This window comes from Arthrobacter rhamnosi (assembly GCF_054510855.1).
Genome location: NZ_JBTNDT010000001.1, coordinates 768,752 through 786,682, shown reverse-complemented (window position 1 = coordinate 786,682; position 17,931 = coordinate 768,752). Strand labels below are relative to the sequence as shown.

Here is a 17,931-nt window from a genome sequence, read left to right as displayed (position 1 = left end):
AGCGGAACGGGACCGGGGAGCACGAGGCGGCAGGAACACCATGACCCTGGACATCACGACACTGCGGGTGGCGTTCGGCGCTCTTGCCGTCACCCTCTTCGTGCTGTTCTACACCGTCGCCTTCCGCCAGACCCGGTCCGCCTACAGCGCCTGGTGGTGCGCCGCCATCGCGTTCTTCTTCACGGGCTCCTCCGCGTACCTGCTGGACGGCACCGCCCACCAGGTGTGGGCCAACCCGCTGGGCAACACGCTGCTGGTGATGGGTGCCACCAGCGTCTGGGCCGGTGCGCGGACCCTCCGCACCAGCGAACCCGCGTGGCTCCAGCTGTCGGCGGCTCCGCTCCTGACCCTGCTCGGTTCGGTGGTCGACAGCCCCGCGACGAACACGTGGTCGGGAGGCCCGGTGTTCCTCGGCATGATGTCCCTGACCATCGGCCTCGCCTCCTGGGAGCTGTGGCGCCTGCCCGGCAGCTACAGCAGGGTGCAGGCGCCGCTGGCGTTCGCGTCCGGGTTCCTCGCGCTCCTCTACCTGGGGCGGTGCATCGCGTTCGTCGCCGGCGGCCAGGACGGCTACGTCTTCACGACCTACTTCGGTTCGGGGATCACCACCCTGATCACCATGCTCCTCCTCGTCGTCGTGTCCTTCAGCGCTGCCGCCCTCAGCGCCGAGCAGATCGCCACGGACCTCCGCAGGCGCGCGGACAGGGACTCGCTGACCGGGCTCCTCAACCGCGCGGGCTTCCTGGACCTCGCGCGCGTCCAGCTGGACCGGCTGGCGCGCACCGGCAGCCCCGGGACGCTGATCCTCGCGGACCTCGACTTCTTCAAGGCCGTCAACGACACGCACGGGCACGCCGCGGGGGATGAGGTGCTCAAGGCGTTCGCCGAGGCCAGCACGGACACCGTCCGGTCCACGGACCTGGTAGGACGCTACGGCGGCGAGGAGTTCGTCTTCCTGCTGCCCGGCGCGTCCCTTGCGCGGAGCGAGGACATCACCCGGGAGGTGAGCAGGGCCCTGCGCGGACACTCGACGCCCGGAGGCGTCCAGATGCCCACGGTGAGCTACGGCGTCGCCGCTCTCGAGGCAGCCGGCTACGATCTCGATGCCTCCATCGCCGCCGCGGACCGGGCGCTGTACGCGGCGAAGGCCGGCGGGCGGAACCGCTCCGTCCGGGCGGTCCGCCCTCCGCGCAGGACCGGGTCGGCGGAGCAGGTCCAGGCGCACCTCCGGCTCCAGCAGGTCCAGGCGCCTGAACTCCGCGGGGGACGCTCGCCTAGGATGAAGGGATGACCTACCACCCCGCTGAAGACCGTTATGAGAAGATGCCCTACCGCCGCGTGGGAAAGAGCGGCCTGCACCTGCCCGCCGTGTCCCTCGGACTGTGGCACAACTTCGGGGACGACAAGCCCTTCGACACGCAGCGGGACATCCTGCGCCGGGCGTTCGACCTCGGCGTCACCCACTTCGACCTGGCCAACAACTACGGGCCGCCCTACGGAAGCGCCGAGACCAATTTCGGGCGGCACCTGAAGGACGACTTCCGGCCGTTCCGCGACGAACTCGTCATCTCGAGCAAGGCCGGCTACGACATGTGGCCCGGCCCGTACGGGGACTTCGGCTCGCGGAAGTACCTGCTGGCGAGCCTGGACCAGTCGCTCGAGCGGATGGGCCTCGACTACGTCGACATCTTCTACAGCCACCGCCCGGATCCCGGGACCCCGCTCGAGGAGACGATGGGTGCCCTGGACACGGCCGTCCGGTCCGGTCGCGCCCTGTACGCGGGCATCTCGTCCTACTCGCCCGAGCGAACCCTGGAAGCCGCAGCGATCCTGAAGGACCTGGGCACCCCGCTGCTCATCCACCAGCCCTCCTACTCGATGCTCAACCGCTGGGTGGAGAACGGGACGCCGAACCTTCCCGAGGCCCTCGAGACCGTCGGCGCCGGTTCCATCGCGTTCTCCCCGCTCGCGCAGGGGCTGCTGACGAGCCGCTACCTCGACGGCGTGCCGGCGGATTCGCGGGCGGCTGCCGCCAAGTCGCTGTCGGAGGACCACCTGTCGGAGGACAACCTCCGCCGCGTGCGCGGCCTCAACGGGATCGCGGAGCAGCGCGGACAGAGCCTCGCCCAGATGGCCATCGCCTGGATCCTCCGTCCCCAGGCCAAGGGCACGCCCATCACGTCGGCGCTCATCGGTGCGTCCAGCGTGCGGCAGCTGGAGGACAGCCTGGCGGCGGTGCGGAACCTCGACTTCACGTCCGAGGAGCTGCGCGCCATCGACGAGTTCGCCGTCGATTCGGACATCAACCTGTGGGCCCGGGCGCTCGACGCCTGATGCCCCGGTCCGGACGGCGGTCCCGGCCCGCCGTCCGGACCACCGTCCGGCGCCGCCGAGCGCCACGAAGCCCGGGGTCGGACACAATGGGGGCATGACTCCCGGAACACCGTCCCCTGATCCGCTGCTCGGCGCCTGGGCCACGCTCGGCGAGCCCCGCCTGACCGGCGAACTCGCGCGGTCCGGTCTCGGCTGGGTGGGCCTCGACGCCCAGCACGGCCACTTCGACGACCGCTCCCTCCGCGACACCCTCGGCGGCCGGTCGGCGGACGCAGCCCCGATGCTCGTGCGCGTGGCCGCCAACGACGCCGCGCTGATCGGCCGGGCGCTCGACGCCGGTGCGGACGGCGTCGTCGTCCCCCTCGTCAGCAGCGTCGCCGACGCCGAAGCGGCTGTGGCGGCGAGCCGCTACCCGCCGCACGGCGTCCGCAGCTGGGGTCCGCTGCAGGGCAGCCGGCCGGCGTACGGCCCCGGGTCCGACGGCGGACCCCACGACGTCCCGCTGTGCGCGGTGATGGTCGAGACCGCCGCCGCGCTCGACGCCGTCGAGGAGATCGCCTCCGTGCCCGGGGTGGACATGATCTTCGTCGGTCCGTTCGATCTTTCGCTCGCCCTGGGACTGGACGTGGAGGACCTCCTGGCGTCCACCGGTGACAGCGCGCCGCTCGGACGGATCGTCCGTGCCTGCAGGAACGCCGGGATCCTGGCCGGCGCCTACGCCGGAACACCCGGACGGGCCGTGCTGCTCGCCGGGGCGGGCTTCTCCTGGATCGCTGCCACCACGGACACCGCTCTCCTGCCGTTCGGCGTCGAGGCGGTCCGGCGCCAGATGCACGGCGACGCCTGAGGGGCGTAGGGGGGGACGCGGGCAGGCTCAGCCGGCCCAGGACGCCTTCAGCGCGGGGAACGCCTCCTCGTAGCCTGCGAGGACCCTCGTCGCCGCATGGAACGAATCGACCAGGGGGTGTCCGGCCAGGGCCCGCAGCGCGGCGTCGCGGTCCCGGTGCACCGCCGCCCGGATCGTCTGCTGCTCGACGGCCTTCACCGCGGACATGAGACCGAGCTGGTGCGGGGTCAGGGGCGCGGCGGGAAGCGGCCGTGCGCCGTCCGCGTCCACGACGGACGGAACCTCGACGACGGCGTCCTCCGGCAGCCCGGGGAAGGTGGACCCGTTACGGACGTTCAGGACGAGTTCCGAGCGCGTGCCCGTGAGCAGCGCCCGCATGACCTGGAGGGCCACGCGCTCGTAGCCCCCGCCGGCGAGGTCCGCCTCGTCCCGCTCCTCGTCCGCCGCACGCGCCTCGGCGAGGTAGCCGGACTCCCGTTCCCGCCGGGCGTCCTCCCACACGGCGAACGGATCGTCGGCCGCAGCGAGGTGCGGGTAGAGGCCACGCTGCTGATCCCGGAGGATCTCCCCGCGCGTCCGATCCGCGCTGCGGATCGACAGCAGGGCCTCGCGGTGGAAGTAGTAGTAGAACAGGTACTCGTTGGGCAGGGCGCCGAGGACCCGCAGGAGGTCCGGACCGAACAGGCGGCCCTCCTCGAAGCCGGACAGGCGCAGCGGATCCGCGAGCAGGCCGGGGAGGCGGTCGCCCCCGCCGCCGTCGAGCCCCCGGAGCCAGCCCAGGTGGTTCAGCCCTACGTAGTCGACGCCGGCGAGCGAGCCCTGCAGATCCACCTGCGCCGCCCGTGCGGCCCGCGTGATGAGTCCCGATGCCGAGTCGCAGATGCCGATCACCCGGGAGCCGAGGACGGTGGAGACCGCCTCCGTGACCATCCCGGCGGGGTTCGTGAAGTTGATGAGCCATGCGTCCGGGGCGAGGTCGCGCAGGGAAGCGGCGACCCGCATCATGTCCGGGATGGAGCGCAGGGCGTAGGAGATGCCGCCCGCGCCCACGGTCTCCTGCCCGAGCAGCCCGGCGGACAGGGCCACACGCTCGTCGAGGATGCGTCCCTCCGTTCCGCCGCTGCGGACCGCGGCGAAGACGATATCCGCACCGGGCAGCGCGTCCTCGAGGCGTTCCTCCACCCGGACCGACGGTGCGGGGCCGCCGCCGGTCGCCGGCAGGGCGTCGAGCACCCGGGCGATGGCATGCGCCCGCTCTGGCAGCGCGTCGAGCAGGACGACGTCGGACACGAGCCCGGCGAAGGGTCCGCCGGCGAGGGCGCGGTACACGAGGGGCACCCGGAAGCCTCCGCCGCCGACGATGACGAGGGTGGCACCGGTTCCGTCCGCTGTGGGCACCGTTCGTCCTGCTTCCGTCGTGGCCTGTTCTCCTCCTGCGGGAGTCGCCGTCGTCGGGCTCCGCACGTTCCGGTACCGCCGCCCGCGTTCGGCGTTCTGCAAGTATTGTGCCGTACATGTCCCAACAGCACCGCTTCGATCCGCTGGCGGCTCTGCGTGGCCCCGACGGACCCGAATTCGACCTCCTGCTCGCCGGGCAGGTGTTCTTCGACATCATCTTCACCGGCCTGGAGCAGCTTCCGTCCCCGGGCACGGAGGTGTGGACCGACGGCATGGGGTCCGGGCCCGGCGGTATCGCCAACCAGGCCATCGCCGCGAGCAGGCTGGGACTCCGCACTACCCTCTCTGCGGCCTTCGGCGACGACGGGTACGGCCAGTTCAACTGGGACGTACTGCAGGACCAGGAGCACGTGGACCTCTCGCGGTCCCGTGTCTTCGGGCAGTGGCATTCCCCGGTCACGGTGTCCCTGTCGGTGCACCACGACCGCTCGATGATCACGCACGGACACCCGTCACCGCTGCGCGCCACGGACCTGATCGGGACACCGCCGTCGTGCCGGGCCGCCATCGTCGGACTGGAGCAGGAGATGGAACCGTGGGCGCTGACGGCCGCGGCCGGCGGCACGAAGCTGTTCGGTGATGTCGGCTGGGACCCGGCGGGGGAGTGGGCGCCGGAGACGCTCTCCTCGCTCGAGCATTTCTACGCGTTCATGCCCAATGCCGGCGAGGCCATGGCGTACACCCGGACGGAGGACCCCTGGGCGGCCCTCTACTCCCTCGCCGACCGCGTGCCCGTGGCCGTCGTGACGGTCGGCCAGCAGGGTGCGATGGCCATCGACTCGCTCACGGGTGAGGAGGAATGGGTGCCCGCCCTGCCCGTCTCCGCCTACGATCCGACCGGGGCGGGCGACTGCTTCGGCGCGGCATTCGTCATGGGCGACCTGGCGGGGTTTCGGCTCGCCGACCGCCTCAGCTTCGCGAACCTCTGCGCCTCGCTGTCCGTGCAGCACGTGGGTGGCTCACTGGCCGCACCCGGGTGGGGTGACATCGCCGACTGGTGGCGCCGGGTCAGCGCGGGGCGCGACGGCGTCCGGAAGCAGTGGCTGCGCCGCTACGCCTTTCTGGAGGACCTGGTCTCCGACGTGCCCGTCGAGGCGGTCCGCCGGGCGACGGCGACCATCGCGCGGCACTCCGACGCGTCGCCGTCGCGCATGCCCACCTGGCGCGGGGAGATGCCCGGCACCCTGTGACGGGGGTCCGCCGGGGTACCGGCTACCCCCGCAGGGCGGCCGCCTCCCCGAGCCAGCGCGCGTACCGTGCCCAGGGATCGTCGACCCCTGCGGCGAGACGGCCGATATGGTCCTCCACCTCGGGCGCGAGCGTGAACCACTCGGAGCGGTCGAGGCGCCAGGCCGCGAACTGCTCGTGGCGGCGGTGCTCGACGAGCCGGTCGCCGCGCTCGAACGCGAGTACCTCGTCATGCCAGATCCGGGCCAGCCGCCGGCGCGGGTTCGCCGTCGTCCCGATCTTGACGCGGTCCTGGAAGCGGATGTAGTAGACGACGTCGACGCGTGGGGGCGGCAGTCCGTCGTCGAGGACATCATCGACGCGCCACTCGCAGGCCGCGCACGCCCACCCGGACGGGTACCGTACTCCGAGCCGCGACCCGCAGGCGCGGCAGGGCGCCGGCAGCAGGTCGGTGGTGCCCCACTCCGTCCCGGCCCACTCGACGACCAGCTCCACGTGGGCGGGGCACAGCGGGAAGGGCGTACCGCCGGAGTCGCGCCCGCACGGCCGTCCGTCATCACCCGGGAGGACGCACGGGTGGCCGCTCGGCCGGGAATCGGACACGGAGTCGATCTTCCATCCCCGGCCCGCCCCACGCAACCCGGATCCAGCCGCTCCCGAACGGCTGCTTCCGCCGGAACGCCCTCACGAGAACTGGCAGAATGGGCTGAGTGACTTCCACCGAACGTGCCGCAGAAATCGACCTCGACGCCCTTCGGCACAACATCCGCCACCTCCGCGACATCGCCCATCCGGCCCGCGTGATGGCCGTCGTCAAGGCCGATGCGTACGGCCACGGCGCCGTTCCGGTAGCGCGGGCCGCCCTGGAGGCGGGCGCGGCCTGGCTCGGAGTCGCCCACGTCAGCGAGGGCGTCCGGCTGCGCAAGGCGGGCATCGAAGCCCCGATCCTCGCGTGGCTGCACACGTCCGGGACCGACTTCGTCGCCGGCGTCGAGCACGGGCTGGACCTCGGGATCTCCGGGTGGGAGCTGGAGCACGTCACCGCGGCGGCCCGCGAACTGGAGCGGCCCGCGATCGTGCATCTGAAGATCGACACCGGGCTGGGCCGCAACGGCTGCCCGCCGGACAAGTGGGACGCCCTGCTCAGCAGGGCGGCGCAGTACCAGGAGGAAGGGCTGATCCGCGTCGTCGGGATCTTCTCCCACCTCGCCGTCGCGGACGAACCCGCGCGGCCGGAGACCGACCTGCAGGTGCAGGCGTTCCGTGAGGCCGTCGCCGCCGCGGAGAACGCGGGGATCGACGTCGAGGTCCGCCACCTGGCCAACACCCCTGCGACGTTCTCGCGGCCCGACTGCCACTTCGACCTGGTCCGCGTGGGCCTCGGCATCTACGGCCTCTCGCCCTTCTCCGACCAGGGGTCCGCCGACCTCGGACTGCAGCCCGTCATGACGCTCAGCACCATCGTCTCCAACTGCAAGGAGGTGCCCGCCGGCCAGGGCGTCTCCTACGGGTACGCCTACCGCACGCAGAAGCCGACGACGCTCGGGCTCATCCCCGTCGGCTACGCCGACGGCGTCCCGCGCATCGCGACCGGCGCGCCCGTCCTGGTGGGCACCAGGATCTACCCCGTGGTGGGGCGCATCGCCATGGACCAGCTTGTCATCGACTTCGGTACGACGGGCCTGGTCGACTCGCCCGACAGCCCGCTGGGCAAGCGAGCCGTCCTGTTCGGCGGGACCGGCTCTCCCCCCGTGGAGGACTGGGCTGCCGCCGCGCAGACCATCAACTACGAGGTGGTCACCCGGATCAGCGGCCGTGTCGAGCGCGTCTACATCGACAGGGCCCGGGACGGCGCACAGGATGGCGCACAGGACAGTGCCCGGGACAGCGCACAGGAGGCGGGCCGTGACGCCTGAGTGGGCCCGGACGTACGCCGTCGGCTCCGCCGCCGAGCTGCAGGGGCTCGCCGCCGCGCTCGCCCCCCACCTTCGTCCGGCGGATCTCCTGGTCCTGTCGGGGGAGCTCGGTGCGGGCAAGACGACCTTCACGCAGGGACTGGGGCGGGGACTGTCCGTCGAGGACCGCATCATCTCGCCGACCTTCGTGCTCGTCCGCCAGCACGCGGCGACGGCCGGCGGACCGGGCCTCGTCCACGTGGATGCGTACCGGCTGGACAGCGCCGCTGCGGTCGACGACCTCGACCTCGAAGCCACCATGGCAGCCAATGTCACCGTCATCGAATGGGGAGCCGGCCGGGTGGAGCACCTGAGCGACAGCTGGCTGCGGGTCGACATCGTGCGGCCGCTGGGAAGCACCGACGCGGCGTCCGGCGGTCCGGTGACCGACTTCGACGACGACTGCGAGGACGAGGTGCGCAGCGTCACCCTCTCGGGCTTCGGCCCGCGCTGGAGCGGACGGCAGCCGGCACTCCCGCTCGACTAGGCTGGATGGGTGCTTCTTCTCGCCCTCGACACCTCCGCCGCCGCCACGGTCGCGCTCCTGCGCGACGACGACGTCGTCGCCCGGTTCGGCAGCGCCGACACGCGCTCCCACGCGGAGGTCCTCGCCCCGGCGGTGCAGCGCATCCTGGTGGATGCCGGCGTGGCCGGCGCGGACCTCGACGCCGTGGTCGCGGGCGTCGGACCCGGACCCTTCACGGGACTGCGTGCCGGACTCGTGACCGCGCGGACCCTCGCCTTCGTCTGGGGGGTACCACTCCACGGGGTCATGAGCCTCGACGCGCTGGCCTTCGATGCCACCGCGAGCGGCACCATCCCGGCAGGGAGCGAGTTCCTCGTGGGAACGGACGCGCGCCGGGGTGAGGTCTACTGGGCCGCGTACCGCGCGCCGTCCAGCAACGGCATCCGGCCCGGACGGGACGCCCACCCGGCACTGCCCGAACTCCTCGACGGCCCCCACGTCGGTCCGGCGGCCGGCCTGCCGAAGGGCCTGCCGTTGGTGGGCCGGGCGGCGGCCCTGTACCCCGACGACGTCGAAGGGGTCGGGACCCTCACGGATCCAGACGCCGCCTCGCTCGGCCGCGTGGCCCGGCTGCGCCTCCTCGCGGGGGAGCCGCTGCAGGACACCTCCCCGCTGTACCTGCGCGAATCCGACGCCCAGGTCCCCGGACCCCGGAAGCGGGCGACGGCATGAGCTCCGACGGCATGAGCTCCGACGGCGCGAGCTCCGACGGCACCGGCTCCGACGCGGGCTTCACGGTGCGGGACATGGCCTTCGAGGACATCGAGACGATCGGGCGGCTGGAGAACGAGCTGTTCCCGACCGACGCCTGGCCGCTCGAGATGTTCTACACCGAGTTCTTCCAGCCGGACACACGCCGGTACATCGTGGCCGAGGTCGACGGCGACCCGGTGGGGTACGCGGGCCTGATGGTCATCGACACGACGGCCGACATCCAGACCATCGGCGTGCTGCCGGGCTTCGAGGGCCGGGGCATCGGGCGGACTCTGCTCACCGAACTGCTCGCCGAGGCCCGGCGGCGCGGCGCCGACAACGTGATGCTCGAGGTGCGCGCCGACAATCCCCGCGCCCAGCAGCTGTACACGCGGTTCGGTTTCCGGAAGATCCACACCCGGCGCAACTACTACAGGGACGGCATCGACGCCTGGATCATGAGGCTCGTCCTGCCGGCCGCCGAAGGAGGCGAGCAGTGAACACCGCCGATCCAGGGGGCCCTGCAACCGCAGGGGATACCCCTGGTCCCCTGATCCTGGGCATCGAGTCCTCCTGCGACGAGACCGGTGTCGGCATCGTCCGGGGCACGCAGCTGCTGACCAATACGGTGTCGTCCTCGATGGACGAGCACGTGCGGTTCGGCGGAGTCATCCCCGAGATCGCCTCCCGCGCACACCTCGAGGCGTTCGTGCCGACGCTCCAGGCCGCGCTCGACGACGCCGGTGTCACCCTCGACGAGATCGACGCCATCGCCGTCACGGCCGGGCCGGGCCTCTCGGGTGCGCTCATGGTCGGCGTCTCCGCGGCAAAGGCGCTCGCAGTCGCCACCGGCAAGCCCCTGTACGCGATCAACCACCTCGTGGCGCACGTGGGGGTCGGGATGGTCGGCGGCACCTTCGCCGGAGGCCTGCCGCCCAACCTCGGCGCGCTCCTGGTCTCCGGCGGGCACACCGAGATCCTGCGCGTGGGGAACATCGCGAGCGACGTCGAACTGCTGGGATCCACGATCGACGACGCCGCAGGCGAGGCGTACGACAAGACGGCGCGCATCCTCGGCCTCGGCTATCCCGGTGGGCCCGCCATCGACCGGCTGGCCCGGGAGGGCAACCCGAAGGCCATCCGCTTCCCGCGAGGCTTGTCGCAGCCGAAGTACATGGGGACGGCCGAGGAGCCGGGCCCGCATCGTTACGATTGGTCCTTCAGCGGTCTCAAGACCGCCGTCGCCCGCTCCGTGGAACAGTACGAGGCCGCGGGGCTGGAGCTCCCCGTCGCGGACATCGCCGCGTCCTTCCAGGAGGCCGTCGTGGACATCATCACGTCGAAGGCCGTCCTCGCCTGCCGGGAGCACGGCATCACCAACCTCCTCCTGGGCGGTGGAGTCGCAGCCAACAGGAGACTCCGCGAGCTCACGGCGGAGCGCTGCGCCGCCGCGGGAATCACCCTGACCGTCCCGGCGCCGTCGCTCTGCACCGACAACGGGGCGATGGTCGCCGCCCTCGGGGCGCAGATCGTGCTGGATGGCGGCCGTCCGAGCGGCATCGCCTTCGGGACGAACCCGTCCCTGCCGGTCACGAGCATCGTCCTCCCGGAGGTCTGATCCTCCCGGACGCCTGAGACCCGGGAGGGCAGGGCGTTCCGGACCCGCCCCGGTGGTCGGGGCCGGAACGCGCAAGGGCCGGACCCCCGAAGGAGTCCGGCCCATCCGCGGAACTGCTGGGACTAGAGCGTGCCCCGACGGTTGATCGGGTCGCGGTCGGTCAGCGTGTCGTCCTCGAGGCCCTGGCTGTCCGAGGGGACGCCCGAGCCCGGGATCCCGTCCACGGCGGGAACGGCGTCGACGTCCGTGTCGGTCACGACGGGGGTGGTCGCGGGGACGGACGTCTCGTGCGCGAGAGGGGTGGTCGTGGTGACCGGGACGGTGGAGACCTCGGTCTCGGTCTCCTCTTCCTTGCCCTTGTTCGCTGCTGCTGCGGCGACTCCTGCCACGGCGGCAGCCGCCGCGACACCTACTCCTGCGGCAACCTTGCCGGAGACGCCGGCCTTGCCGCTGTCGCCGCGGGACTGCTCCGCGTCAGCGACGGTGGGAGTCCCGGGCTGCCCGGCCACGGTGCCGCGCCAGGCGCCGGTGGAGTAGCTCTCCGACTCGATGAATGCCTTGAACTTCTGGAGGTCGGCCTTCGCCTGGTTCTCCACCACGTTCAGCTTGTCGCCGATCTTCTCGACGAGTCCCTCGGGCTCGTATTCCAGCACCAGGTTGACGCGGGTCGTCCCGCCGAGGTCCTCGAAGGAGACGGTGCCCGCATTGGTCGCACCCTCCGTCGCCGCCCACGAGACCTTCCGGTCCGGTACCTGCTCGAGGATTCGTGCTTCCCACTGGCGGCGGATCCCGCCGATCTCCGCGACCCACTCGAGGCGGTCGTCGCTGAGCTGGGTGATCTGCTTGATGCCGCCCATGAAGTGCGGGAATTCCTCGAACTGCGTCCACTGGTTGTACACGGTCGTCACTGGAAGATTCACTACAACGGTTTCTTCGACCTTCGTGGCCATCTTGCCCTCCTTGGCTGGTGGGATACGTTCGCTGATTCATCAGCATGCTTAGCATATGGTGTGGGCCGGGGGTATGGCCAGCCCCTACCGTCGATGCCCGACGAGCCGCGCGACGATTCCGGGCCCCGGCCGAGGTCGGCATGCAGGCGGATCGAACGCCTGCTGCCGCCGGGTCCTCAGGAGGGCAGGTCGCCCACGTTCGCATACCTGCGGCGCCAGTCCCTGCACTCCTCCCCGCCGTACTGCGTCCAGTACTCGCGGCCCGAGCTGATGACACCGTCGGTCACGGTCCAGATCGACACGACGCGGAAGATGCCGACGTCCTCCTGTGGCACCTGGACCTCGGACACCACCACCTCGCCGGCGTGGTAGACGTTCAGGACGTCGATGCTCCAGCCGTTCGGACGCTCGGAATTCACGGCCACCATATTGTCCCGGCCGCGGATGACCTCGCGCGTGACGGGCCAGAACACCTCCACGTCCTCGGCCAGTACCTGACCGACGGCCTTCCAGTCCCTGCTCCACACCGACGACCAGTACCGCCGGATCACCTCGGTAGATTCCATGGGCCGATGCTACCGCCGATGCTACGGCCGGGCGTCGCCGCTCAGGGCGCCCAGGTGCAGCGCGACGTTCGCCTCGAAACCCTCGACGGTCCGTGCGACGGCGTCCGCCGGCGGAGTGTCCCAGATGTCCTGGTTGAAGAGCTCCACCTCGACATCTCCGGCATACCCGGCCGCCGTGACGGCACGGGTGATCGCCGCGAAGTCGATGACGCCGTCGCCCGGGTAGTGGCGGGACAGCAGGACGTCCGCGGCGAGGGGGGTCTTCCAGTCGCAGACCTGGTAACTCGCGATCCGGCCCTCCGCGCCTGCCCGCGCAACCTGCCCGGACAGCTCCGGATCCCACCAGACGTGGAAGGTGTCGACGACCACTCCGACCACGGAGGAGGGGAACGGCGAGGCGAGATCGAGGGCCTGCTTCAGCGTGGAGATGACGGCCCGATCGGAGGCGTACATCGGATGGAGCGGCTCGAGGGCGAGCGTCACCCCCGCGGCCTCGGCGTCGGACGCCAGCTCCCCGAGGGCGTCCTGCACCATCGCACGGGCTCCTGCGAGGTCCTTCGATCCCTGGGGCAGACCGCCGGCGACCATGACGAGGACCGCGGCGGAACCTGCGGCGCCGGCAGCCGCGAGCTGGGCGGTCTCCTCGATCGCCCTCCGGTTGTCGTCCATCGCGGCGCGGCGTGCCCGGCCCTCCGGCACGGTGAAGAAGCCGCCGCGGCAGAGGCTGGAGAACCGCAGTCCCGAATCGGCGAGCAGCCGTGCGGCCTCGGGCAGCGAGGCTGCCTCCACGGAGTCCCGCCACAGGCCGATGCCGGCGATGCCGGCATCGGCGGTCACCCGGAGCGCCTCGCGAAGGGGGGCGTACTTGATGGTGGCCTGGTTGATCGACAGGCGCTCGTTCGGCGTCATGCCGCCACCCCGCTCACGCGCAGCAGTGCGTGCCAGCGTTCACGGGCCAGCTCGGGTTGTTCGAGCGCCCCGCACTGGTTCGCGAGGCGGACGATCTCCGACAGGTGCGGCAGGCTGCGGGCCGCGTGCAGCCCGCCGACCATGCCGACGCCGGGTTGGTGCCCGTTGAGCCAGCTGAGGAAGGCCACGCCCGTCTTGTAGTAGAACGTCGGCGCCGCGAAGATCTGGCGTGAGAGTGCTTCGGTGGGACCGAGGATCCGTGAGTACGCGTCGGAGTCGCCGGCGTCGAGCGCCTGGACGGCCGCCGACGCGTGCGGACCGAGCGCGGCGAAGGCGCCGAGGAGTGCGTCGGAGTAGCCCGACGAATCCCCGCCGATGAGGGAGACGTAGTTGAAATCGTCTCCGGTGAACATGCGTGCGGGAGCGTTGAGCTGTGCACGGACCGCCCGCTCCGAGTCCACATCGAGCAGGCTCATCTTGACGCCCGCCACCTTGTCGGGGGAGTTGGCGATGATCTTCAGCAGGGTCGAGGACGCCGTGTCGGTGTCCGCCGAGCCGAAGTAGGTGCCGAGTTCGGGGTCGAAGGCGCTGCCGAGCCAGTGCAGGATCACGGGGGCGCCGGCCGCTGCCAGCACCTCGGAGTACACGCGCTGGTAGTCCTCGGCGGTCCGTGCGGCGCGGGCGAGGTGCCGGCTCGCCATCAGGACCACGGACGCGCCTGCGTCCTCGGTGAAGTGGAGCTGGTCCTTGTAGGAGTCGATCACGGCGTCGAGGGAGATCACGCGGTCCTCGACGTGGTCCGTGTTCACACCGGCCACGAGGGCGCCGCCGACGGAACGGGCCTCGGCAGCACTGCGCGCTATGAGTTCGCGGGTCGCGGCGGGGTCGAGCCCCATGTTGCGCTGGGCGGTGTCCATCGCATCCGCGACGCCGAGCCCCCAGGACCACAGGTGGTGCCGGAACGCGAGGGTCGCATCCCAGTCGAGGTCCGCTGCAGCGCCGGGCACGTTCTCCGCCGTCGTGCGGGGGACCACGTGCGCCGCCGCATACACGGTCCGGCTGGTCAGGGGCGCGGTCGGCTTGGAGAACGACGGCGCGGGCTGGAGTTCGACGGCGGATGGAGTCCCCGCCGCATCGACGAGGGTAATCATGCCAGCGTGACCGCTTCCTCGAGGGGGAGCACGGCAGTGCGCACGTCCTGCAGTTCGAGGCGGCGTCCGGAGCGGGAGCTCTCGAGCCCCTGCTCCGCGAGGTACATTCCGCGGGCACCGGCGAGGAAGTCGTACGGGTGCGGCCCGTCCTCCAGGACGTGGCGCAGGAACTCCTCCCACTGGGTCTTGAAACCGTTCTCGAACACCTCGTTGGTGGGGACGTCGATCCAGTCGGCGTCGTAGTCGTGCGTGTCCTCGAGGTCCGGGTTCCAGACCGGCTTCGGCGTGGCGTTGCGCGGCTGGATCTTGCAGCCGAACAGCCCCACGACGGCCGAGCCGTGCGTGCCGTCCACCTGGAACTGCACGAGCTCGTCGCGGTTCACCCGGACGGTCCAGCTCGAGTTGAGCTGGGCCACGATGCCGCCCTCCAGCTCGAACACGGCGTAGGCGGCGTCGTCCGCAGTGGCCCGGTAGGGGTGGCCCTGCTCGTCGACGCGCTCGTCGATGTGCGTGACCGCGCGGGCGTAGACGGACTCGACCCTGCCGAAGAGGTTCTCCAGGACGTAGCTCCAGTGCGGGAACATGTCGATGACGATGCCGCCGCCGTCCTCCGTGCGGTAGTTCCAGCTGGGGCGCTGGGCGTCCTGCCAGCCGCCCTCGAAGACCCAGTAGCCGAACTCGCCGCGCACCGAGAGGATGCGGCCGAAGAATCCGGAGTCCACGAGGCGCTTGAGCTTCTGCATGCCCGGCAGGTACAGCTTGTCGTGCACCACCCCGTTCTTGATGCCGGCAGCTTCGGCGAGGTTCGCGAGTTCGAGGGCATCGGCGGCCGTCTCGGCCGTGGGCTTCTCGGTGTAGATCGCCTTGCCGGCCGCGATGGCCTTTCGGATGGCCGCAGACCGGGCCTTGGTCACGAGGAAGTCCGCGTAGATCTCCCAGGTCGGGTCCGCCAGGACGCTGTCGAGGTCGGTCGAGTAGTGCTCGATGCCGTGCTTCGCGGCGAGTTCGGCGAGCTTCGCCTCGTCGCGGCCCACCAGGATCGGTTCCACCTGGACTCGGCTGCCGTCGGAGAGGAGAACTCCTCCCTGGTCCCGGATGGCGAGGATGGAACGGACCAGGTGCTGCCTGTATCCCATCCGTCCTGAGACGCCGTTCATGATGATTCCGATTGTCCTCGTCGACATTGATGCTCCTCTTGGCTCCGGCAGCGCGGAAAGCGCTTACCGAGAGTGTAGGGGAAGAAGCAGGGAGGGGCAATAAGCGACGGGGAGGTCAGGTGCCGTCGGTGCGGCGGGGGATGTCACGGCGGGTGCACTGGTCGGGGCGGACCCACGCTTCCCGGGCGATCGAGAATTCGATCCACTGGGCGAGGACGGCGGAGCCGGTCCACGCCATCGCGAACCCGCGCACGGTCTGCCGTGAGCCGTTCGGGTACTCGAGGTCGACCCAGAGCGCCGGAGCGGGGGAGACGGACTCGGTGATGGGCTCGGGAGGCGCTTCCAGCTGGAGCGGGGGTACGAACACGTGCGTCGTCGGCGGAAGTCCGTGCCAGCCGGCCGCCCTAGCCACGGGGGCCTACCCTGGCGGGGGAGTGCGACGGCGGCGTGTCCATGCGACCACTCTACGAGGGAGCCGATCCACCAGGGGCAGGCATGGATCAGCAGCGGGGCAGTGCCGGGAACGGTCCCCGGTGTGGTGCGGGGAGTGGTGTCGGGAGCAAGCTCCGGCAGGAAGCCGTCAGGCCGCGCGCGTCTGCGGCTTCAGCTCGCGGCGGCGGCAGCGCGCCGCGTCCACCCAGGCCTCGCGGGCCCGGGAGTATTCGATCCACTGCGCAAGGACCGACGTCGCCGTCCAGGCCATGGCGAAGCCCTTCTGTGTCCGCGTGGAGCCGTCGGGGTAGTCGAGGTCGACCCAGAGCGCGGGTGACCTGAGGGGCTCGGTGATGCCGCTCCCCGGTGCCTGGAGCTGGAGCGGTGGACGGTACCTGTCGGCGCTGGGTGGGATGCCGTGCCATCCCGGTCGTTCTGCCATGCGACGAGGGTACGCCGCGGCTCCGACACGAGGGGCGTTCACCGCTGCATGAGGATTCCCTTTGCTGATCCCATCCTGGTCGTGCGGGAGCGCTCGGGATGCTGGGGCGGGGATGATTGTTGCGGTGGCGTTCCCGCAGGCGCGGGGCTAGGCGGTTCCCGGCGTGGCGAGGTGTCCGGGCCGTGAGGTCGTACCTTGTCGCCGGGTCTCTCGATAGGATGAGCGCGACGATGTCACCGTCGCCGCATCGCGGACAGTCCGGTCCGGAGGGGTGGCACCGTTCCGCCGTTGATCCACCATGTGGAAGGTACCCGCAACGCCATGACGAAGAACGATTTGCAGAAGATCCGCGTTGCCGCCGCGGACAAGGAGGACGTCGAGTTCGAGCTCGACCGTGCTGAGCTGGTGTTGAAGGAGGCCGTCGCGGAGGCCATCAGCCACGGCGAGGACATCCGGGCCGTCGCGGAGGTCGCCGAACTGCCCCTCGACGACGTCGTGAAGCTGGCGGCCCCGGACGTCGAACCGGACCCGATCCGGCCCCTCTGAGCCCAGGCCTACCGCCGGGGCGTGCTGCCCCGGAGAATCGTCTCGGTTCGGATGGGCTCCGGACCGTCGCCGGCATCCGGTGCGCCGTGCGCCGATCCCGTGGCCAGCTGGAGGGCGCGGCGGCCCACCTCCTCGAGGGGGATGCGGACGGTGGTGAGGGCGGGCGTGATGTCCCGCACCGTCGGGATGTCGTCGAAACCTGCGACGCCGATGTCCTCTCCCGGCGCGATCCCGGCGTCGCGCAGTGCGGACACGACGCCGACGGCCATGACGTCGTTCACCGCGAACACCAGGTCCACCCGGGCGCCCGACGCCAGGAGGTCCTGGGCGCCGCGATAGCCCCCGTCGCGCGTGAAGTCCGAGTGGATGACGCGCTCGGCCGGCAGGGAGATCCCGTGCTCAGCCAGTCCCTCCGAGAAACCGTCGAGACGTTCCTGGGCCGTCCGGATCTCGGCCGGTCCGGCGATGACGGCGAAGTCACGGTACCCGAGCTCGGCCAGTGCGACCGCGAGGTTCCGGGCCCCGCCCCGGTTGTCCAGGAGCACCGTCGCGAAGGGGGCTGCGTCCTGGCTGATGAAGGCGACTTTCCCGCCGGTGTCCTCGAAGGAGGACAGCTCGCTCCGCAGCTGGACCTCGAACGCCGACCCCGTGGTCCTGGAGCCGGCGAGGATCATCACGCGGGGACGCTGTCCGCGCAGTGCCCGCACGGTGTCCAGTTCGCGCTGCGCGTCGCGGCCGGTGACGGCGATGGTCACCACGAGCCGTTCCTCGCTCGCCGCATCGATGACTCCGGCCGCGATACTCGAGAAGTAGGGGTCCGCGATGTCGGCCACGAGCAGGGCCACGGTGGTGGTGCTGCCCTTGGCCACGGCCTGCGCGAAGAGGTTGGTCGTGTAGCCGAGCCGCTGGGCCGCCTCGACGACGCGCTGCCGGTAGTCCTCGTTCACCTTGCGCGCACTGCCGTTCAGGGACCGCGACGCCGTCGCCAGGGAGACTCCCGCTTCCCTGGCGACGTCGTGCAGCGTCGCGGGACTCTTGCTTGCCGGTGCCGACATTGCTCTCCTGACGGTGTGGGCATCGACCGCTCCGGCGACACCCCGGGGAATTCCGGAAAGGGCTATTCTCGCACGGCGGGGATCTGCGCCGGCGCCGCCGTGCC

Annotated in this window: 20 protein-coding genes; 10 read left to right on the top strand and 10 right to left on the bottom strand. The window is 71.2% G+C overall.

Going from position 1 to position 17,931, the window contains the following annotated elements; genetic code table 11:
• The first annotated feature begins 40 nt into the window (after positions 1-40).
• The 3 genes from ACX80I_RS03695 to ACX80I_RS03685 all read left to right on the top strand — a co-directional run bounded on the left by ACX80I_RS03695 (position 41) and on the right by ACX80I_RS03685 (position 3,181).
• Entirely contained in the window at positions 41-1,291 is a 1,251-nt protein-coding gene (locus tag ACX80I_RS03695; RefSeq protein ID WP_459343799.1) for a GGDEF domain-containing protein, read from the top strand.
• Positions 1,288-2,334, top strand: coding sequence for an L-glyceraldehyde 3-phosphate reductase (gene mgrA / locus ACX80I_RS03690; protein ID WP_459343798.1), 1,047 nt, complete (start codon positions 1,288-1,290; stop codon positions 2,332-2,334). The genes ACX80I_RS03695 and mgrA overlap by 4 nt, the downstream gene beginning before the upstream one ends.
• Positions 2,335-2,428: 94 nt before the next feature.
• Positions 2,429-3,181, top strand: coding sequence for an HpcH/HpaI aldolase family protein (locus tag ACX80I_RS03685; RefSeq protein WP_459343797.1), 753 nt, complete (start codon positions 2,429-2,431; stop codon positions 3,179-3,181).
• Between the two features lie 27 nt (positions 3,182-3,208).
• On the opposite strand, the gene ACX80I_RS03680 is transcribed toward ACX80I_RS03685, so the two are convergent.
• Complete coding sequence (locus ACX80I_RS03680) at positions 3,209-4,579, bottom strand: family 4 glycosyl hydrolase (RefSeq protein WP_459343796.1); 1,371 nt, start codon at positions 4,577-4,579, stop codon at positions 3,209-3,211.
• 116 nt (positions 4,580-4,695) lie between these two features.
• Between ACX80I_RS03680 and ACX80I_RS03675 the strand changes: the two genes are divergently transcribed.
• On the top strand, positions 4,696-5,829 hold the full coding sequence (locus ACX80I_RS03675; protein ID WP_459343795.1) for a PfkB family carbohydrate kinase: 1,134 nt from the start codon (positions 4,696-4,698) through the stop codon (positions 5,827-5,829).
• Positions 5,830-5,851: 22 nt separating this feature from the next.
• On the opposite strand, the gene ACX80I_RS03670 is transcribed toward ACX80I_RS03675, so the two are convergent.
• Complete coding sequence (locus ACX80I_RS03670) at positions 5,852-6,430, bottom strand: GIY-YIG nuclease family protein (protein WP_459343794.1); 579 nt, start codon at positions 6,428-6,430, stop codon at positions 5,852-5,854.
• Positions 6,431-6,537: 107 nt separating this feature from the next.
• Between ACX80I_RS03670 and alr the strand changes: the two genes are divergently transcribed.
• Genes alr through tsaD form a run of 5 tightly spaced genes read left to right on the top strand, consistent with a single transcriptional unit; the run spans position 6,538 to position 10,619 of the window.
• Positions 6,538-7,743, top strand: a complete 1,206-nt coding sequence (gene alr / locus ACX80I_RS03665) for an alanine racemase (protein ID WP_459343793.1) — start codon at positions 6,538-6,540, stop codon at positions 7,741-7,743.
• Positions 7,688-8,269 (top strand): tRNA (adenosine(37)-N6)-threonylcarbamoyltransferase complex ATPase subunit type 1 TsaE, encoded by a 582-nt coding sequence (gene tsaE / locus ACX80I_RS03660; protein WP_459343792.1) that lies wholly within the window; start codon positions 7,688-7,690, stop codon positions 8,267-8,269. Before alr ends, tsaE begins: the two co-directional genes overlap by 56 nt.
• 9 nt (positions 8,270-8,278) lie before the next feature.
• A complete protein-coding gene (gene tsaB, locus ACX80I_RS03655) occupies positions 8,279-8,980 on the top strand; it encodes a tRNA (adenosine(37)-N6)-threonylcarbamoyltransferase complex dimerization subunit type 1 TsaB (RefSeq protein ID WP_459343791.1) in 702 nt (233 codons plus the stop codon).
• Entirely contained in the window at positions 8,977-9,501 is a 525-nt protein-coding gene (gene rimI, locus ACX80I_RS03650; protein ID WP_459343790.1) for a ribosomal protein S18-alanine N-acetyltransferase, read from the top strand. The genes tsaB and rimI overlap by 4 nt, the downstream gene beginning before the upstream one ends.
• Entirely contained in the window at positions 9,498-10,619 is a 1,122-nt protein-coding gene (gene tsaD / locus ACX80I_RS03645; RefSeq protein ID WP_459343789.1) for a tRNA (adenosine(37)-N6)-threonylcarbamoyltransferase complex transferase subunit TsaD, read from the top strand. The genes rimI and tsaD overlap by 4 nt, the downstream gene beginning before the upstream one ends.
• A gap of 122 nt (positions 10,620-10,741) precedes the next feature.
• On the opposite strand, the gene ACX80I_RS03640 is transcribed toward tsaD, so the two are convergent.
• From ACX80I_RS03640 to ACX80I_RS03610, 7 genes are all read right to left on the bottom strand, one after another.
• Complete coding sequence (locus tag ACX80I_RS03640) at positions 10,742-11,569, bottom strand: SRPBCC family protein (protein WP_459343788.1); 828 nt, start codon at positions 11,567-11,569, stop codon at positions 10,742-10,744.
• A 176-nt stretch (positions 11,570-11,745) separates the two neighbouring features.
• On the bottom strand, positions 11,746-12,135 hold the full coding sequence (locus ACX80I_RS03635; protein WP_459343787.1) for a nuclear transport factor 2 family protein: 390 nt from the start codon (positions 12,133-12,135) through the stop codon (positions 11,746-11,748).
• Between the two features lie 21 nt (positions 12,136-12,156).
• On the bottom strand, positions 12,157-13,044 hold the full coding sequence (locus ACX80I_RS03630; RefSeq protein ID WP_459343786.1) for a sugar phosphate isomerase/epimerase family protein: 888 nt from the start codon (positions 13,042-13,044) through the stop codon (positions 12,157-12,159).
• Positions 13,041-14,195, bottom strand: a complete 1,155-nt coding sequence (locus ACX80I_RS03625) for a dihydrodipicolinate synthase family protein (RefSeq protein WP_459343785.1) — start codon at positions 14,193-14,195, stop codon at positions 13,041-13,043. Before ACX80I_RS03625 ends, ACX80I_RS03630 begins: the two co-directional genes overlap by 4 nt.
• The gene (locus tag ACX80I_RS03620) at positions 14,192-15,379 is read right to left on the bottom strand and encodes a Gfo/Idh/MocA family protein (protein WP_459343784.1); all 1,188 of its coding nucleotides are present in this window, start codon (positions 15,377-15,379) and stop codon (positions 14,192-14,194) included. Before ACX80I_RS03620 ends, ACX80I_RS03625 begins: the two co-directional genes overlap by 4 nt.
• An 88-nt stretch (positions 15,380-15,467) precedes the next feature.
• A complete protein-coding gene (locus ACX80I_RS03615) occupies positions 15,468-15,764 on the bottom strand; it encodes a hypothetical protein (protein ID WP_459343783.1) in 297 nt (98 codons plus the stop codon).
• Between the two features lie 168 nt (positions 15,765-15,932).
• Complete coding sequence (locus tag ACX80I_RS03610; protein ID WP_459343782.1) at positions 15,933-16,226, bottom strand: hypothetical protein; 294 nt, start codon at positions 16,224-16,226, stop codon at positions 15,933-15,935.
• Positions 16,227-16,547: 321 nt separating this feature from the next.
• Here ACX80I_RS03610 and ACX80I_RS03605 point away from each other — a divergent pair, with 321 nt between their 5' ends.
• On the top strand, positions 16,548-16,772 hold the full coding sequence (locus ACX80I_RS03605) for a hypothetical protein (protein ID WP_301226325.1): 225 nt from the start codon (positions 16,548-16,550) through the stop codon (positions 16,770-16,772).
• A gap of 8 nt (positions 16,773-16,780) precedes the next feature.
• Here the strand turns inward: ACX80I_RS03605 and ACX80I_RS03600 are convergent, their stop codons facing one another.
• Positions 16,781-17,827, bottom strand: a complete 1,047-nt coding sequence (locus ACX80I_RS03600; RefSeq protein ID WP_459343781.1) for a LacI family DNA-binding transcriptional regulator — start codon at positions 17,825-17,827, stop codon at positions 16,781-16,783.
• Positions 17,828-17,931: the final 104 nt, after the last annotated feature.

Coding starts and splice junctions, on each gene's coding strand:
- ACX80I_RS03600 (WP_459343781.1), bottom strand. CDS start 17,827: ATGTCGGCACCGGCAAGCAAGAGTCCCGCGACGCTGCACGACGTCGCC.
- ACX80I_RS03675 (WP_459343795.1), top strand. CDS start 4,696: ATGTCCCAACAGCACCGCTTCGATCCGCTGGCGGCTCTGCGTGGCCCC.
- ACX80I_RS03685 (WP_459343797.1), top strand. CDS start 2,429: ATGACTCCCGGAACACCGTCCCCTGATCCGCTGCTCGGCGCCTGGGCC.
- ACX80I_RS03695 (WP_459343799.1), top strand. CDS start 41: ATGACCCTGGACATCACGACACTGCGGGTGGCGTTCGGCGCTCTTGCC.
- tsaE (WP_459343792.1), top strand. CDS start 7,688: ATGGCGCACAGGACAGTGCCCGGGACAGCGCACAGGAGGCGGGCCGTG.
- ACX80I_RS03620 (WP_459343784.1), bottom strand. CDS start 15,379: ATGTCGACGAGGACAATCGGAATCATCATGAACGGCGTCTCAGGACGG.
- ACX80I_RS03610 (WP_459343782.1), bottom strand. CDS start 16,226: ATGGCAGAACGACCGGGATGGCACGGCATCCCACCCAGCGCCGACAGG.
- ACX80I_RS03630 (WP_459343786.1), bottom strand. CDS start 13,044: ATGACGCCGAACGAGCGCCTGTCGATCAACCAGGCCACCATCAAGTAC.
- ACX80I_RS03625 (WP_459343785.1), bottom strand. CDS start 14,195: ATGATTACCCTCGTCGATGCGGCGGGGACTCCATCCGCCGTCGAACTC.
- ACX80I_RS03605 (WP_301226325.1), top strand. CDS start 16,548: ATGACGAAGAACGATTTGCAGAAGATCCGCGTTGCCGCCGCGGACAAG.
- ACX80I_RS03635 (WP_459343787.1), bottom strand. CDS start 12,135: ATGGAATCTACCGAGGTGATCCGGCGGTACTGGTCGTCGGTGTGGAGC.
- ACX80I_RS03640 (WP_459343788.1), bottom strand. CDS start 11,569: ATGGCCACGAAGGTCGAAGAAACCGTTGTAGTGAATCTTCCAGTGACG.
- mgrA (WP_459343798.1), top strand. CDS start 1,288: ATGACCTACCACCCCGCTGAAGACCGTTATGAGAAGATGCCCTACCGC.
- rimI (WP_459343790.1), top strand. CDS start 8,977: ATGAGCTCCGACGGCATGAGCTCCGACGGCGCGAGCTCCGACGGCACC.